This window comes from Pseudomonas sp. Z18(2022) (assembly GCF_036346535.1).
Classification (GTDB): domain Bacteria; phylum Pseudomonadota; class Gammaproteobacteria; order Pseudomonadales; family Pseudomonadaceae; genus Aquipseudomonas; species Aquipseudomonas yamanorum_A.
Genome location: NZ_JAOTOA010000004.1, coordinates 274,719 through 289,195, shown reverse-complemented (window position 1 = coordinate 289,195; position 14,477 = coordinate 274,719). Strand labels below are relative to the sequence as shown.

17 protein-coding genes are annotated in these 14,477 nt (G+C 61.1%); 16 read left to right on the top strand and 1 reads right to left on the bottom strand.

The features are described 5' to 3' along the window. Nucleotides 1-5: 5 nt before the first annotated feature. Nucleotides 6-998 (top strand): S49 family peptidase, encoded by a 993-nt coding sequence (locus V3W39_RS12190; RefSeq protein ID WP_177042960.1) that lies wholly within the window; start codon nt 6-8, stop codon nt 996-998. A 129-nt stretch (nt 999-1,127) separates the two neighbouring features. Here V3W39_RS12190 and V3W39_RS12185 read toward each other — a convergent pair whose 3' ends face one another. After that, a complete protein-coding gene (locus V3W39_RS12185) occupies nt 1,128-1,706 on the bottom strand; it encodes a Maf family protein (protein WP_177042961.1) in 579 nt (192 codons plus the stop codon). A gap of 105 nt (nt 1,707-1,811) precedes the next feature. Between V3W39_RS12185 and V3W39_RS12180 the strand changes: the two genes are divergently transcribed. The 15 genes from V3W39_RS12180 to V3W39_RS12110 all read left to right on the top strand — a co-directional run bounded on the left by V3W39_RS12180 (nt 1,812) and on the right by V3W39_RS12110 (nt 14,477). Continuing rightward, nucleotides 1,812-2,339 (top strand): YceD family protein, encoded by a 528-nt coding sequence (locus V3W39_RS12180; protein WP_076015069.1) that lies wholly within the window; start codon nt 1,812-1,814, stop codon nt 2,337-2,339. 13 nt (nt 2,340-2,352) lie between these two features. Continuing rightward, the gene (rpmF, locus tag V3W39_RS12175; RefSeq protein ID WP_004371305.1) at nt 2,353-2,535 is read left to right on the top strand and encodes a 50S ribosomal protein L32; all 183 of its coding nucleotides are present in this window, start codon (nt 2,353-2,355) and stop codon (nt 2,533-2,535) included. Between the two features lie 4 nt (nt 2,536-2,539). Next, complete coding sequence (gene plsX / locus V3W39_RS12170; RefSeq protein WP_177077350.1) at nt 2,540-3,550, top strand: phosphate acyltransferase PlsX; 1,011 nt, start codon at nt 2,540-2,542, stop codon at nt 3,548-3,550. A 126-nt stretch (nt 3,551-3,676) separates the two neighbouring features. After that, nucleotides 3,677-4,615 carry an ACP S-malonyltransferase gene (fabD, locus tag V3W39_RS12165; protein WP_177120738.1) on the top strand — a complete coding sequence of 313 codons (939 nt, stop codon included), beginning with the start codon at nt 3,677-3,679 and terminating at the stop codon, nt 4,613-4,615. Between the two features lie 27 nt (nt 4,616-4,642). After that, nucleotides 4,643-5,386 carry a 3-oxoacyl-ACP reductase FabG gene (gene fabG, locus V3W39_RS12160; RefSeq protein ID WP_004371297.1) on the top strand — a complete coding sequence of 248 codons (744 nt, stop codon included), beginning with the start codon at nt 4,643-4,645 and terminating at the stop codon, nt 5,384-5,386. Nucleotides 5,387-5,578: 192 nt separating this feature from the next. Next, the gene (gene acpP, locus V3W39_RS12155; protein ID WP_003175607.1) at nt 5,579-5,815 is read left to right on the top strand and encodes an acyl carrier protein; all 237 of its coding nucleotides are present in this window, start codon (nt 5,579-5,581) and stop codon (nt 5,813-5,815) included. Nucleotides 5,816-5,925: 110 nt separating this feature from the next. Continuing rightward, a complete protein-coding gene (fabF, locus tag V3W39_RS12150) occupies nt 5,926-7,170 on the top strand; it encodes a beta-ketoacyl-ACP synthase II (protein WP_010165889.1) in 1,245 nt (414 codons plus the stop codon). Next, entirely contained in the window at nt 7,170-7,985 is an 816-nt protein-coding gene (pabC, locus tag V3W39_RS12145) for an aminodeoxychorismate lyase (protein ID WP_330212683.1), read from the top strand. The genes fabF and pabC overlap by 1 nt, the downstream gene beginning before the upstream one ends. Nucleotide 7,986: 1 nt before the next feature. Then, nucleotides 7,987-9,111 carry an endolytic transglycosylase MltG gene (gene mltG, locus V3W39_RS12140; protein WP_259195995.1) on the top strand — a complete coding sequence of 375 codons (1,125 nt, stop codon included), beginning with the start codon at nt 7,987-7,989 and terminating at the stop codon, nt 9,109-9,111. 19 nt (nt 9,112-9,130) lie between these two features. Then, the gene (gene tmk, locus V3W39_RS12135) at nt 9,131-9,763 is read left to right on the top strand and encodes a dTMP kinase (RefSeq protein WP_177042966.1); all 633 of its coding nucleotides are present in this window, start codon (nt 9,131-9,133) and stop codon (nt 9,761-9,763) included. Then, nucleotides 9,756-10,745 (top strand): DNA polymerase III subunit delta', encoded by a 990-nt coding sequence (locus tag V3W39_RS12130; RefSeq protein WP_294736653.1) that lies wholly within the window; start codon nt 9,756-9,758, stop codon nt 10,743-10,745. The genes tmk and V3W39_RS12130 overlap by 8 nt, the downstream gene beginning before the upstream one ends. 63 nt (nt 10,746-10,808) lie before the next feature. Then, nucleotides 10,809-11,594 carry a TatD family hydrolase gene (locus V3W39_RS12125; protein ID WP_330212682.1) on the top strand — a complete coding sequence of 262 codons (786 nt, stop codon included), beginning with the start codon at nt 10,809-10,811 and terminating at the stop codon, nt 11,592-11,594. Nucleotides 11,595-12,031: 437 nt separating this feature from the next. Then, nucleotides 12,032-12,685 carry a TetR/AcrR family transcriptional regulator gene (locus V3W39_RS12120; protein WP_004371278.1) on the top strand — a complete coding sequence of 218 codons (654 nt, stop codon included), beginning with the start codon at nt 12,032-12,034 and terminating at the stop codon, nt 12,683-12,685. Between the two features lie 142 nt (nt 12,686-12,827). After that, nucleotides 12,828-13,796, top strand: a complete 969-nt coding sequence (locus V3W39_RS12115) for a GTP 3',8-cyclase MoaA (protein ID WP_177042969.1) — start codon at nt 12,828-12,830, stop codon at nt 13,794-13,796. Nucleotides 13,797-13,871: 75 nt separating this feature from the next. Further along, nucleotides 13,872-14,477: a DUF4823 domain-containing protein gene (locus V3W39_RS12110; protein ID WP_177042970.1), complete on the top strand. Its 606-nt coding sequence runs from the start codon at nt 13,872-13,874 to the stop codon at nt 14,475-14,477.

Here is a 14,477-nt window from a genome sequence, read left to right as displayed (position 1 = left end):
ATGGCATGACCGACGAGTGGAAAGCGCCTGAGAAGGCCAATGCCGATAACAATGGCGATGACAGAAGCTGGAAGTTGCTGGAGAAGACCCTGCTGGCCAGTGTGCAGGAACAGCGTCGCTCCCGGCGTTGGGGGATCTTTTTCAAGCTTCTGACCTTTATTTACCTGCTGGGCATGCTGGCGTTGTTCAGTCCGCTGATGGACATGGAAAAGAGCGCCACCCGTAGCGGTAACTACACGGCGTTGATCGAAGTGCGCGGGGTGATTGCCGACAAGGAGTCCGCCAGTGCCGACAATATTGTCAGCAGTTTGCGGGCCGCTTTCGAAGACTCCAAGGTCAAGGCCGTTATCCTGCGCATCAACAGCCCGGGTGGCAGTCCGGTGCAGTCGGGTTATGTGTATGACGAGATTCGCCGCCTGCGCGCCTTGCACCCGGACATCAAGCTGTATGCAGTGATTTCCGACCTGGGTGCCTCGGGTGCCTATTACATCGCCAGCGCGGCCGACCAGATCTACGCCGACAAGGCCAGCCTGGTGGGTTCCATTGGTGTGACGGCGGCCGGTTACGGCTTTGTCGGCACCATGGAGAAGTTGGGGGTTGAACGCCGTACCTATACGTCCGGCGAGCACAAGTCGTTCCTGGATCCGTTCCAGCCGCAAAAGGCGGATGAAACCCAGTTCTGGCAGGGCGTGCTGGATACCACTCATCGGCAGTTCATTGCCAGCGTCAAGCAAGGGCGCGGTGACCGGCTCAAGGATAAAGAGCATCCGGAGTTGTTCTCCGGTCTGGTCTGGTCTGGCGAGCAGGCGCTGCCGCTGGGCTTGATCGATGGCCTGGGCAGTGCCAGTTCGGTGGCGCGGGATGTGATTGGCGAGAAAGAACTGGTGGACTTCACGGTTCAGGAATCGCCATTTGACCGTTTCTCCAAGAAGCTGGGTGCCAGCGTGGCTGAAAAGCTGGCGCTGTACATGGGCTTCCAGGGGCCGACCCTGCGCTGAGACCTCAACGCAGCACGGTTCAAAATGTGGGAGCTGGCTTGCCTGCGATAGCATCACCTCGGTGCGACTGATGGACCGAGGTGTCTGCATCTCAGGCAAGCCAGCTCCCACATTTGTTTTGTGGTGTTCTCAGGGAATCTGCACGCCTTCGGCCAGCAGCATGTCCACCAGTCGAATCAATGGCAGGCCGACCAGGCTGGTAGCGTCCGGGCCTTCGGTGCTTTGAAACAGGCTCACCCCCAGGCCTTCGGCCTTGAAGCTGCCAGCGCAGTCGTAGGGCTGCTCGATGCGCAGGTAGCGCTCGATGCGCGCTGCGTCCAGTGTGCGCATGTGTACGGTGAAGGGGATGCAGTCGACCTGGCAGTGCCCGGTGTCACTGTTCAGCAGTGCCAGCCCGGTGAGGAAGCTGACGCGCTTGCCACTCGCCGCCAGCAGTTGCTCACGGGCCTTCTCGAAGGTGTGGGGCTTGCCGATGATCTGGCCGTCGAGCGCGGCGACCTGGTCCGAGCCGATAATCAGGTGCCCCGGATGACTGCCGGCCAGGGCGCGAGCTTTTTCTTCGGCGAGGCGCTTGACCAGTTCCACGGCGGACTCGTCCGGGCGGCGGCTTTCGTCGATATCCGGCGAGCTGCAGATAAACGGCAGGTGCAGACGATTCAGCAATTCCCGGCGATAAACCGAGCTGGAAGCGAGTAATAAAGGCAGCATGGGCGTCTCCTCAAGGCAGTCGCGGATTCTAGCGGGGAGGCCCCGCGACGGACAGGGCTGAATTTCCTTTGACATGGGCGGGTGCATCCCTATAATGCTGCGCCTATGTTGAATGACCCGATTCCACCTCACGTTGACCCGCGCAAATTGGCTGATCGTGGCACTACCCTTCAAGGTGAAGTGCTGCTGGCCGATTTGGAGAGACTCTGCGACCCGCTTTCCGACACTGTCGGTACGGTGCAGGCTAAATTCATTTTTGAACGAGATGAACGTAAGTCTGTGGTAATCCACAGCTTTATCGACACCGAAGTCAAAATGGTTTGCCAGCGTTGTCTTGAGCTGGTCACCCTGCCGATCCACAGCGAATGCAGTTATGCTGTGGTGAAAGAGGGTGCGAATACCCAGTCGTTGCCGAAAGGTTATGACGTGCTGGAACTGGGCGAAGATCCTTTGGATCTGCAGTCACTGATCGAGGAGGAGCTTTTGCTCGCCTTGCCCATTGTGCCTGCTCATCATCCGGAAGAATGCCAGCAGCCGGCGGGTCTCGATGAGCCCGAACCGAGCGAGGACGAGGTAACGCGGTCCAACCCGTTCAGTGTATTGGCGCAGTTAAAGCGTGACCCAAACGTTTAGGAGTTAATCAATTATGGCTGTTCAGCAGAACAAAAAATCCCGCTCTGCCCGTGACATGCGTCGTTCCCACGACGCCCTGACGGCAAGCACTCTGTCTGTAGAAAAAACCACCGGTGAAGTTCACCTGCGTCACCACGTATCGCCAGAAGGCGTATACCGTGGCCGTAAAGTGATCGACAAGGGCGCTGACGAGTAATCACTTGTCTGCTCAAGTCATCGCGATTGACGCAATGGGCGGGGACTTCGGTCCCCGCAGCATTGTTCAGGCCTGCATTGCTTGCCTGTCTGCCACGCCCTCGCTGCACCTGACCCTCGTCGGTCAACCCTCCTTACTTGAAGAACTGATTGCCAGCCATCCGGCGGTGGATCGCGCGCGCCTGACGATTACTCCGGCCAGCGAAGCCATCACCATGGATGAAAAGCCTGCCCAGGCCTTGCGCGGCAAGCCCGATTCTTCGATGCGGGTGGCCCTGGAGCTGGTGCGCGACGGCAAGGCCCAGGCCTGTGTCAGTGCCGGCAACACCGGGGCGTTGATGGCGTTGTCCCGGCATGTGCTGAAAACCCTGCCGGGAATTGATCGGCCGGCGATGGTTGCGGCGATCCCGACCCAGCAGGGCTACTGCCAGTTGCTGGACCTGGGGGCGAACGTCGATTGCAGTGCCGAGCACCTGCTGCACTTTGCCCTGATGGGCTCGGTGGCAGCCGAAGCGCTCGGTGTGGCCCGGCCACGGGTGGCCTTGCTGAATATCGGCACCGAAGACATCAAGGGCAACCAGCAGGTCAAGCTGGCAGCGACGTTGTTGCAAAGCGCGCGCGGCTTGAACTACATCGGTTTTGTCGAGGGTGACGGTTTGTACCGCGGCGAAGCGGACGTCGTGGTGTGCGACGGGTTTGTGGGCAATATCCTGCTCAAATCCAGCGAAGGCCTGGCGACCATGATTGCCGGGCGCATCGAGGCCTTGTTCAAGCGCAACCTGGCTTCGCGGCTGGTGGGCGCTTTGGCGTTGCCCTTGATGCGGCGCTTGCAGGCTGACCTGGCACCGGCGCGGCATAATGGCGCGAGTTTCCTGGGGTTGCAGGGTATTGTGGTGAAAAGTCACGGCTCGGCAGGGGTGCAGGGTTTTCAAAGCGCCATCCAGCGCGCCTTGATCGAGATCCAGGAAAACCTGCCGCAACGCTTGCACGGGCGCCTTGAGGATCTGTTGCCTTAGGCGAATCGGGCCGGAAATGCTTAAATGTGACCGGCCAGTTCAATTGACCATCCAATCTGTCAGTTTCTTGTGCTCCCAATTGTGGGGCGCCATTTTTTGACGACCAGATCATTAGGGGCTTGTTACATGTCTACATCCCTCGCATTCGTCTTTCCAGGGCAGGGTTCGCAGTCCCTCGGCATGTTGGCCGAGCTGGGCGCGGAACATCCGCTTGTACTGGAAACTTTCAAGGAAGCTTCCGATGCCTTGGGTTACGACCTGTGGGCACTGACCCAGCAAGGGCCGGAAGAGCTGCTCAACCAAACCGACAAGACCCAACCGGCCATCCTGACCGCCTCCATCGCCCTGTGGCGCCTGTGGCTGGCTGAAGGCGGTGCGCGTCCGGCCTACGTCGCCGGTCATAGCCTGGGCGAATACAGCGCCCTGGTGGCCGCTGGCAGCCTGACCCTCGGTGAAGCGGTCAGGCTGGTCGAGCGTCGTGGCCAGTTGATGCAGGAAGCGGTTCCGGCCGGGCAGGGCGGCATGGCTGCTATTCTTGGCCTGGAAGATGCTGACGTGATTGCTGCCTGTGCCGAAGCGGCCCAGGGTGAAGTGGTCAGCGCCGTGAACTTCAACTCCCCTGGTCAGGTGGTGATCGCCGGTGCCAAGGCCGCTGTAGAGCGCGCCATCGAAGGCTGCAAGGCCCGTGGCGCCAAGCGTGCATTGCCGCTGCCGGTCAGCGTGCCGTCCCACTGCGAACTGATGCGCCCGGCTGCCGAGCGTTTCGCCGAGTCCGTCGCCGCCATCAACTGGCAGGCGCCGCAGATTCCGCTGGTGCAGAACGTCAGCGCCGCCGTGGCTCCCGACCTGGAAACCCTCAAGCGCGACCTGCTGGAGCAGCTGTACAAGCCGGTTCGCTGGGTTGAGTCGGTGCAGACCCTGGCCGCCAATGGCGCCACTCAATTGGTAGAGTGCGGCCCGGGCAAAGTCCTGGCCGGCCTGAACAAGCGTTGCGCCGAAGGCGTGGCGACTTCCAACCTCAATACCCCGGATGCCTTCGCTGCCGCTCGCGCAGCCCTGGCCTGATAATTTCCGAACCTAGGAGAAGCCTGCATGAGTCTGCAAGGTAAAGTTGCACTGGTTACCGGCGCTAGCCGTGGCATTGGCCAGGCGATCGCCCTGGAGCTGGGCCGTCTGGGCGCTGTGGTCATCGGTACCGCCACCTCCGCCGCCGGCGCTGAGCGCATTGCTGCGACGTTGAAGGAAAACGGCGTTCAGGGCACCGGTCTTGAGCTTAACGTGACCAGCGATGAGTCCGTGGCCGCCGTGTTGGCTGAAATCACAGCGCAATTCGGTGCACCGGCTATTCTGGTGAACAACGCCGGTATTACCCGCGATAACCTGATGATGCGCATGAAAGACGACGAGTGGCATGACGTCGTGGATACCAACCTGAACAGTCTGTTTCGCCTGTCCAAGGGTGTTTTGCGCGGCATGACCAAGGCTCGTTGGGGTCGAATTATCAATATTGGCTCCGTAGTGGGTGCCATGGGCAACGCAGGCCAAGTAAACTACGCAGCCGCCAAGGCCGGTCTGGAAGGTTTCAGCCGTGCACTGGCGCGTGAAGTGGGCTCGCGGTCGATTACGGTCAACTCGGTGGCCCCAGGGTTCATCGACACCGATATGACCCGCGAACTGCCTGAAGCGCAGCGTGAAGCGTTGCTGACGCAGATTCCGCTGGGCCGTCTGGGCCAGGCTCAAGAGATCGCGAATGTGGTCGCTTTCCTGGCATCCGACGGTGCGGCATACGTGACTGGGGCTACAATCCCGGTGAACGGCGGGATGTACATGAGTTAAATTGTGACGGATCGCTTCAAAAAAATGTCATACGAGCTGTCTAAAATCCGTTATAAAGCTGCAATCTATTTATAGGCAGATGGCCGATAGGGTACGAGGGTGAAGCTTTCAGTTGAAAAGCTGAAAAGCCTTTCTATACACTTACCCACTGGCCAGCTGCCTGAATTTGTCCATTAGGAGTGAAAACAAGGTATGAGCACCATCGAAGAGCGCGTCAAGAAAATCGTTGCTGAGCAACTGGGCGTTAAAGAAGAAGAAGTGGTAAACACTGCTTCCTTCGTTGAAGACCTGGGTGCCGACTCCCTTGACACCGTTGAGCTGGTGATGGCTCTGGAAGAGGAATTCGAGACCGAAATCCCGGACGAAGAAGCTGAAAAAATCACTACCGTTCAAGCTGCTATCGACTACGTTACTAGCCACCAGGCGTAATAGTTTGTAATCGTCGCTTGCTGTGATGGAAAAACCGCACTGCCCTATGGCGTGCGGTTTTTTCCTTTAAGCCTGATGCAAAGTGTCGTCATTAGAAAAAGGAGAGTGCTGTGTCGCGTAGACGCGTCGTAGTCACCGGTATGGGTATGTTGTCGCCACTGGGTACGGATGTGCCGAGCAGTTGGCAGGGCATTCTGGCTGGCCGCAGTGGTATTGGTCTGATCGAACACACGGACCTTTCTGCCTATTCCACCCGTTTTGGCGGCTCGGTAAAGGACTTCAATGTCGAGGAATATCTCTCGGTCAAAGAGTCCCGCAAACTCGACCTGTTCATTCAATACGGCCTGGCAGCCGGTTTTCAGGCGGTGCGTAATGCCGGCCTGGAAGTTACCGACGCCAACCGTGAGCGCATCGGCGTGGCCATGGGTTCGGGTATTGGCGGTCTGACCAATATCGAAGAAACCAGCCGCACGTTGCACGATTCCGGCCCTCGTCGAATTTCACCATTCTTCGTGCCTGGTTCGATCATCAATATGATTTCCGGTTTCCTGTCCATCCACTTGGGTGCCCAGGGGCCTAACTACGCCATTTCCACGGCGTGCACCACGGGTACTCACTGCATCGGCATGGCGGCGCGCAACATCGCCTATGACGAAGCCGACGTGATGATCGCCGGCGGCGCCGAGATGGCCGCCTGTGGACTGGGCATGGGCGGCTTCGGCGCGTCCCGCGCACTGTCGACCCGCAATGACGAGCCGACCCGTGCCAGCCGTCCCTGGGACAAGGGCCGTGACGGCTTTGTGCTGGCCGACGGTGCCGGTGCGCTGGTACTCGAAGAGCTGGAACACGCGAAAGCCCGTGGCGCCACCATCTACGCCGAGCTGATTGGTTTCGGCATGAGCGGTGATGCCTACCACATGACCTCGCCGCCGTCGGACGGCGCCGGTGCGGCACGTTGCATTACCAACGCGTTGCGTGATGCCAAGGTCAACATCGACCAGGTGCAGTACATCAACGCCCACGGCACTTCTACGCCGACAGGTGACCTGGCGGAAGCCGAGGCCATCAAGTCGGTGTTCGGCGAGCACGCCTACAAGCTGGCGGTCAGCTCCACCAAGTCCATGACCGGCCACCTGTTGGGCGCGGCGGGCGCGGTCGAGGCGATCTTCAGCGTGCTGGCCATCAAGGATCAGGTCGCTCCGCCGACCATCAACCTCGATGAGCCGGATGCAGGCTGCGACCTGAACTTCGTGCCGCACGAAGCGCAGAAGATGCCGATCGACGTGGTGCTGTCCAACTCGTTCGGTTTCGGTGGTACCAACGGTTCCCTGGTGTTCCGCCGGTTCGCCGAGTGATGGAGAGCTGGGTCGACGGTCAGCCGGCGGGCGCAGTGCCCCTGAAAGACCGTGGCCTGGCGTACGGTGATGGGTTGTTCGAGACCATTGCCGTCAAGGCCGGGCAGCCCGTGCTGCTCGACCGCCACCTGCGGCGCCTTGAAGAGGGTTGCAGGCGGTTGGCGATTGTTGCGGATCAGCCATTGATCCGCAGCGAATTGCTGGCCTATGCCGCCGCCCTCGGTGACGGTGTACTCAAGTTGATCCTGACCCGTGGCGACAGCCAGCGCGGTTATGGCATCAGCGCTGGCGCTCCCGCGCGGCGCATTCTGCAAGGCAGTCCATCTGCCATTTATCCCCCGGAACATGCAGCCTCAGGCATTCGCTTGTTTGCGTGTACCACCCGTTTGTCCGAGCAGCCGTTGCTCGCCGGCCTCAAGCACCTCAATCGCCTGGAACAGGTGTTCGCCCGCGCCGAGTGGAAGGATGCCGAGCACGCCGAAGGTTTGATGCTGGATATGTCCGGCCAGGTCATCGAAGGCGTGTTCAGCAACCTGTTCCTGGTGCGTGACGGCGTGTTGCTGACCGCTGATCTGAATCGCTGCGGTGTCGCCGGCGTCATGCGGGCCGAGGTGTTGGCCCAGGCGCAGGCGTTGGGCATCCCGACGAGCGTGGCCGATATCAGCCTTGAGCAGCTGCAACAGGCCGACGAAGTCTTTGTGTGCAACAGCGTATATGGCATTTGGCCGGTGCGTGGATGTGCTGCGATGAGCTGGCCGGTTGGGCCGCTCACCCGTAAACTGCAGGGCATTGTTCGCGCACTATTGGATATTTGATTTGAGACGTAAATTTGTATTGCTGCTGGAGATCGGTCTGGTCCTGGCGGGTTTGCTGCTGGGCGCTTCGGCCTGGAAGCTGAACTCGGCCCTTGAACAGCCCCTGAACCTGACCCAGGAGCAATTGCTGGACGTACCGGCCGGTGCGACGCCCACCGGCACCTTCAATCGCCTGGAAAATGACGGCGTGCTCAAGGATGCGTTCTGGTTGCGTCTCTACTGGCGCTTCAACCTCGACGGCCAGCCGCTGCACAGCGGCGAATACCGCATGACCCCGGGCCTCACCGCCGAAGGCCTGATCGGCCTGTGGCAACGTGGCGAAGTGGTGCAGTACAGCATCACGCTGGTGGAAGGCTGGAACTTCCGCCAGGTGCGCGCCGCCCTGGCCAAGCATGAAAAGATCGAGCAAACCCTGTCCGGCCTGACGGACAGCGAAGTCATGGAAAAACTCGGCCACCCAGGCGTGTTCCCGGAAGGCCGCTTCTTCCCGGACACCTACCGCTTCGTGCGTGGCATGAGCGATGTCGAGTTGCTGAAAAAATCCTACAACCGTCTGGACGATGTCCTCGCCCAGGAGTGGAGCAAACGCGCGGCCGATGCACCGTACACCGAACCCTATCAAGCGCTGATCATGGCCTCGCTGGTGGAGAAAGAGACCGGCGTGCCGGAAGAGCGCGGCCAGATTGCCGGGGTGTTCGTGCGGCGCATGCAGATCGGCATGCTGCTGCAAACCGACCCGACGGTGATCTACGGCCTCGGCGAGCGCTATACCGGCAAGCTGACCCGCGCCCATCTCAAGGAAGCCACGCCCTACAACACCTACGTGATCGCCGGCCTGCCGCCGACGCCGATTGCCATGGTCGGGCGCGAGGCGATCCATGCCGCGCTGAACCCGGTGGCCGGGAGCAGCCTGTATTTTGTCGCCCGTGGCGACGGCAGCCATATTTTCTCGGACAACCTGGATGCGCATAACGCCGCGGTGCGTGAGTTCCAGATGAAGCGTCGCGCCGATTACCGTTCCAGCCCGGCGCCCGCGCCGGCGGCAAAACCTGCGGACGCGCCCGTGGATACGCCCGCCGAGCCGTCTCCCGCACCCGACGACGCCGCACCGCAAAGCCCGCAATGACTCTGACTAAGGACTGCCTGTGACTGGCTTGTTTATTACCCTGGAAGGCCCGGAAGGCGCCGGCAAAAGCACTAACCGCGAATACCTGGCCGAGCGCCTGCGCGCCGAAGGTATCGAAGTGCTGCTGACCCGCGAGCCCGGCGGCACGCCGCTGGCCGAGCGCATCCGTGAAGTGCTGCTGACCCCGGGCGACGAACAGATGAACCCCGACACCGAGCTGCTGCTGGTGTTCGCCGCCCGCGCCCAGCACCTGGCCGAAGTCATCCGCCCGGCCCTGGCCCGTGGCGCGGTGGTGATTTGCGACCGGTTTACCGATTCGACCTACGCCTATCAGGGCGGCGGCCGGGGTTTGTCCCTGGAGCGCATTGCGACCCTGGAGACCTTCGTCCAGGGCGACCTGCGTCCCGACCTGACCCTGGTGTTCGATCTGCCGGTGGACGTCGGCATGGCCCGCGCCTCTGCCCGTGGCCGCCTGGACCGTTTCGAACTGGAAACCCAGGTTTTTTTTGAGGCCGTGCGCAGTGCGTTTCTCAAGCGTGCTGAAGCCGACCCTGCCCGGTATTACCTGCTGGATGCCGCGCAGCCCCTGACTCAAGTACAACAGGCGATTGACGCCCTGTTGCCGAAACTCGTGGAGCGTGTCCGTGGCTGAAGCCTACCCGTGGCAGGACAGCCTCTGGCAGCAACTGGCAGGCCGTGCCCAGCACGCCCATGCCTACTTGCTCCACGGCCCGGCGGGCATCGGCAAGCGCGCACTGGCCGAGCGGCTGATGGCCAGCTTGTTGTGCCAGCGGCCCAACGGCCTCGAAGCCTGCGGTGAATGTAAATCCTGCATGTTGCTCAAGGCCGGCAGCCACCCGGACAACTACCTGCTGGAACCGGAAGAAGCCGACAAGGCGATCAAGGTCGACCAGGTGCGTGACCTGGTCGGTTTCGTGGTGCAGACCGCGCAGATGGGCGGGCGCAAAGTAGTGCTCATCGAGCCGGTAGAGTCGATGAACATCAACGCCGCCAACGCCTTGCTCAAGAGCCTGGAAGAGCCGTCCGGCGATACTGTGTTGCTGCTGGTCAGCCACCAGTCCAGCCGCCTGCTGCCGACCATCCGCAGCCGCTGCGTGCAGCAGGCTTGCCCGTTGCCCAGCGAAGCCATGAGCCTGCAGTGGCTGGCCCAGGCGTTGCCGGAGTGCGGCGAGGCCGAGCGTGTCGAGTTGCTGACCCTGGCGGCGGGTTCGCCCCTGGCGGCGGTCAAGCTCCAGGCCCAGGGCGTGCGTGAACAACGTGCGCTGGTGGTGGACGGTGTGAAGAAGCTGCTCAAGCAGGAAGTCTCGGCCACGCAACTGGCCGAGACCGCCTGGAAAGACATTCCCTTGCTGCTGCTGTTCGACTGGTTCTGCGACTGGTCGAGCCTGATCCTGCGCTACCAGTTGACCCAGGACGAAAACGGCCTGGGCCTTCCGGACATGCGCAAAGTCGTGCAATACCTGGCGCAGAAGAGCGCCCAGGACAAGGTCCTGAACATTCAGGACTGGATCCTCGCCCAACGCCAGAAGGTACTCGGCAAGGCCAACCTCAACCGTGTGTTGTTGCTTGAGGCCCTGCTGGTGCAGTGGGTCGGCTTGCTCGGCCGGCGTTAATTTCAGTGGCCGACGGGTGTATCGTTGGCCAGACACTTCCCGTGACTCAAGTTGTAGATGCCCATGCTCGTAGATTCCCATTGCCACCTTGATCGCCTCGACCTGGCCCAGCACGGCGGTTCCCTCGATGCCGCCCTTGAAGCAGCGCGCCAGCGCGGAGTAGGGCACTTCCTGTGCATCGGCGTCAGCGCGCAAAACGCCGCCGACGTCAAAGCCCTGGCCGATCGTTATGCCGACGTCGACTGCTCGGTGGGCATTCACCCGCTGGACCTCAAGCCCGGCGAAGCCCCGGCCCTCGACTGGCTGCTCGGCGAACTCAATCACCCGCGCGTGGTGGCCATCGGCGAGACCGGCCTGGATTACCACTACGAACCGGAAGCCGCCGAGTTGCAGCAGGCCTCCTTCCGCCTGCACCTGCAAGCCGCCCAGCAAACCGGCAAGCCGGTGATCGTCCACACCCGTGGCGCCCGCGCCGACACCCTGACCCTGCTGCGCGAAGCCGCATTGCCCCAGGCCGGTGTGCTGCATTGCTTCACCGAAGACTGGGACATGGCCAAGGCCGCCCTTGACCTGGGTTTCTACATCTCCCTGTCGGGCATCGTGACCTTCCGCAACGCCGAAGCCCTGCGGGATGTGGCGCGCCAAGTGCCGGCCGACCGCCTGCTGGTGGAAACCGATTCGCCGTACCTGGCGCCGATTCCCCATCGCGGCAAGCCCAACCTGCCGGAATACGTACGGGATGTGGCGGATTACCTGGCGATGCTGCGGGGCGAGTCCTACGAGCGATTTGCCGAACAGACCACCGAAAACTTCAAGCGCCTGTTCCCGCTGGCCCACCTCGGCCACTGAATTTCAGGCAAAAAAAACCCGGGTTCTGGGGGGTGAATCCGGGTTAAGACCATTAGGAGTAAAACAAGGGCACACAGTCCGTCGGTACCCAGGTCGACGCGTCACTTGGGGGAGATGCCACGTCGACATTTCAAGTATTGATCAGTATCTGATTCAGTCCAGCCACATCTGATCGTTTTTTAAACAGATTTGGAATACGCCCGCTTCGGTTGAGTTCTCATTGATTGCGATGCACAGGCGGCCATCACCTGTTTTATTTCTGACTCAAATCGGCTTATTCGTTGGCGCGCTGTAAGTTAAGTGCAAAGGTTGTTCATATAGGCGTTGCCCAACGACCGTTCAGTCGGGATAATCCCGCGCACCGGGTAAAACGTTCCGACAAGCATGGCTTGGGGCACGCCACCCTCCCAATATCCACCTCTGCAGACCTTTTTCTTATGCACAAAGAACCCCGCAAGGTCCGTGAGTTTCGCCGCCGCGAGCAGGAAATTCTCGACACCGCACTCAAGCTGTTCCTCGACCAGGGTGAAGACAGCGTCACCGTCGAGATGATTGCGGATGCCGTGGGTATCGGCAAAGGCACCATCTACAAGCACTTCAAGTCCAAGGCCGAGATCTACCTGCGCCTGATGCTCGACTACGAGCGCGACCTGAACGAGCTGCTGCACTCGGCCGATGTCGACAAGGACAAGGAAGCGCTGTCCCGCGCCTACTTCGAGTTCCGCATGCGTGACCCGCAGCGCTACCGCCTGTTCGACCGCCTGGAAGAAAAAGTGGTGAAGGGCCATCAGGTACCGGAAATGGTCGAGGAGTTGCACAAGATCCGTGCCTCGAACTTCGAACGCCTGACCCTGCTGATCAAGGGCCGCATCAGCGAAGGCAAGCTGGAAGACGTGCCGCCGTATTTCCACTACTGCGCCGCCTGGGCGTTGGTGCACGGCGCCGTGGCGCTGTACCACTCGCCGTTCTGGAGCAATGTGCTGGAAGACCAGGAAGGGTTCTTCCAGTTCCTGATGGATATCGGCGTGCGCATGGGCAACAAGCGCAAGCACAGCACCGATCTGCCGAACGCCGAAACGCCGGCCACTTGAATCATTCGCCAGCGTGATGGCGATATGATTTCCTGCCCAGCGCAGTAACCCAGGAATATACTCAGGCAAGGACTCTTGCTAAAACTTGATTTTTCAGTCAGGTTTTAGCGCGCCCCCACATTATCCTCTGCCGGAGTGATCCATGATCGTTGATCGTCAAGGCAGGCGATTCCGCAATTTGCGGATCAGCCTGACCTCAGCCTGCAATTACGCTTGTACCTACTGCGTGCCCAACGGCAAGCGGCTGGTGGCTGCGCAGGATGAACTGTCGGCCGAGGCGATGGCGCGGGGCGTCGAGTACCTGATCGAGGCGGCGGGCATCGAGCGCCTGCGTATTACCGGCGGTGAGCCGCTGGTCAGCCCCAAGCTGGAAGCTTTCATGGGCGCGGTGGGGCAGATGGGCTTGAGTGATATCAGCCTGACCACTAATGGCCAACTGCTCGCGCGCAAACTGCCGCTGCTGGTGGACGCCGGGATCCGCCGGATCAACGTGTCCCTCGACACCCTGGACGCCGATGCCTTCCGCAGCATCGCCCGTGGTGGCGACCTGGCTACCGTGCTCGACGGCATGGACCAGGCCAGCGCCGCCGGAATCAAGATCAAGGTCAACATGGTGCCGTTGCGTGGCCAAAACCTCGACCAGGTGATGCCGCTGCTCGACTACTGCCTGGAGCGTGGATACGAACTGCGCTTTATCGAACTGATGCGCATGGGCCACCTGGCCAGCGACTCCAACGCATTCCTCCAGCAATTCGTCAGCCTGCAGCAATTGCTCAGCCTGATCGGCGAGCAGCACGAATACCTGCAAGCCAACGCCCCGGTAGACGCCACCGCCGTGCGCTACGAAGTGCCCGGCAAGGGTTTCTTTGGCGTGATCGCCAATGAAAGCGTGCCGTTCTGCCGCACCTGCTCGCGCCTGCGCCTGTCGTCCACTGGCTGGTTGCATGGCTGCCTGTCGTCGAGCAACCGCCACTACGTCGGCGACCTGCTGGACAAACCCCGCCACCAGGCCCTGCCGGCCTTGCAGCGCTTGTTGGTCAAGGCCCTGGGCGACAAGCAGGAAGTCGCATTCTCCGGCGGCGCCACCATCATGAAGATCATCGGCGGCTAGTCCCGCAAGCTGGCGCAAAATCTGCATCTCGTGCCCATTCGCCGGTTTTCCGTCACCGGCCTCTGGAGAATTAGGATGCGTAGTCTGGTTTTGGTGCTGGCGTCACTCGCGCTGGGTGGCTGCATGACCGTCAGTGATATGGCCGAAGGCACGCGCTATCAGATGAGCGATGCCGGGCTGCTGGACCACAGCGATACCCGCCGCGTCAATTCGATCCGCATACAGCCGGACTCCTTTGTGTTTATCGCCCAAGGCGCGTTCACCCCGCCAGGCAGTGCCTATCCACGGCCTAACATCGTGGCCGAGGAAGCCTTCAACGGGTTTGTCGAATACTTCCCGATGGTCCGCCGCGCCCGCAAGCCGGAAGGCCTGGAACAAGCGATGTCTGAAGCCCGCGCGGCCGGCGCGCATTACCTGTTGTACTGCCGCTTCGCCCAGGCGGATGACCGTATCGGCAACGCCGATGAATGGTCCGACCAGGAGGCGGTGGATCGCCTGGGCCTCGACACCGGGACCATTCAGGTGATGTTGATCGAGACCAGCACCCAGTATTTGATTGATACTGTGCGGATTCGCAGTCGTGGCGGTTTACTGACGTTCCACGACAACAAGCCTGAAGATCTGATCGGCAAGCCCCTGGCGCAGTACGCGCGCAGCCTGTTGGGCATGAGCGATCAGTAA

Coding starts and splice junctions, on each gene's coding strand:
- acpP (WP_003175607.1), top strand. CDS start 5,579: ATGAGCACCATCGAAGAGCGCGTCAAGAAAATCGTTGCTGAGCAACTG.
- V3W39_RS12190 (WP_177042960.1), top strand. CDS start 6: ATGACCGACGAGTGGAAAGCGCCTGAGAAGGCCAATGCCGATAACAAT.
- V3W39_RS12180 (WP_076015069.1), top strand. CDS start 1,812: ATGTTGAATGACCCGATTCCACCTCACGTTGACCCGCGCAAATTGGCT.
- rpmF (WP_004371305.1), top strand. CDS start 2,353: ATGGCTGTTCAGCAGAACAAAAAATCCCGCTCTGCCCGTGACATGCGT.
- V3W39_RS12125 (WP_330212682.1), top strand. CDS start 10,809: ATGCTCGTAGATTCCCATTGCCACCTTGATCGCCTCGACCTGGCCCAG.
- V3W39_RS12110 (WP_177042970.1), top strand. CDS start 13,872: ATGCGTAGTCTGGTTTTGGTGCTGGCGTCACTCGCGCTGGGTGGCTGC.
- V3W39_RS12185 (WP_177042961.1), bottom strand. CDS start 1,706: ATGCTGCCTTTATTACTCGCTTCCAGCTCGGTTTATCGCCGGGAATTG.
- V3W39_RS12120 (WP_004371278.1), top strand. CDS start 12,032: ATGCACAAAGAACCCCGCAAGGTCCGTGAGTTTCGCCGCCGCGAGCAG.
- fabG (WP_004371297.1), top strand. CDS start 4,643: ATGAGTCTGCAAGGTAAAGTTGCACTGGTTACCGGCGCTAGCCGTGGC.
- V3W39_RS12115 (WP_177042969.1), top strand. CDS start 12,828: ATGATCGTTGATCGTCAAGGCAGGCGATTCCGCAATTTGCGGATCAGC.
- pabC (WP_330212683.1), top strand. CDS start 7,170: ATGGAGAGCTGGGTCGACGGTCAGCCGGCGGGCGCAGTGCCCCTGAAA.
- fabD (WP_177120738.1), top strand. CDS start 3,677: ATGTCTACATCCCTCGCATTCGTCTTTCCAGGGCAGGGTTCGCAGTCC.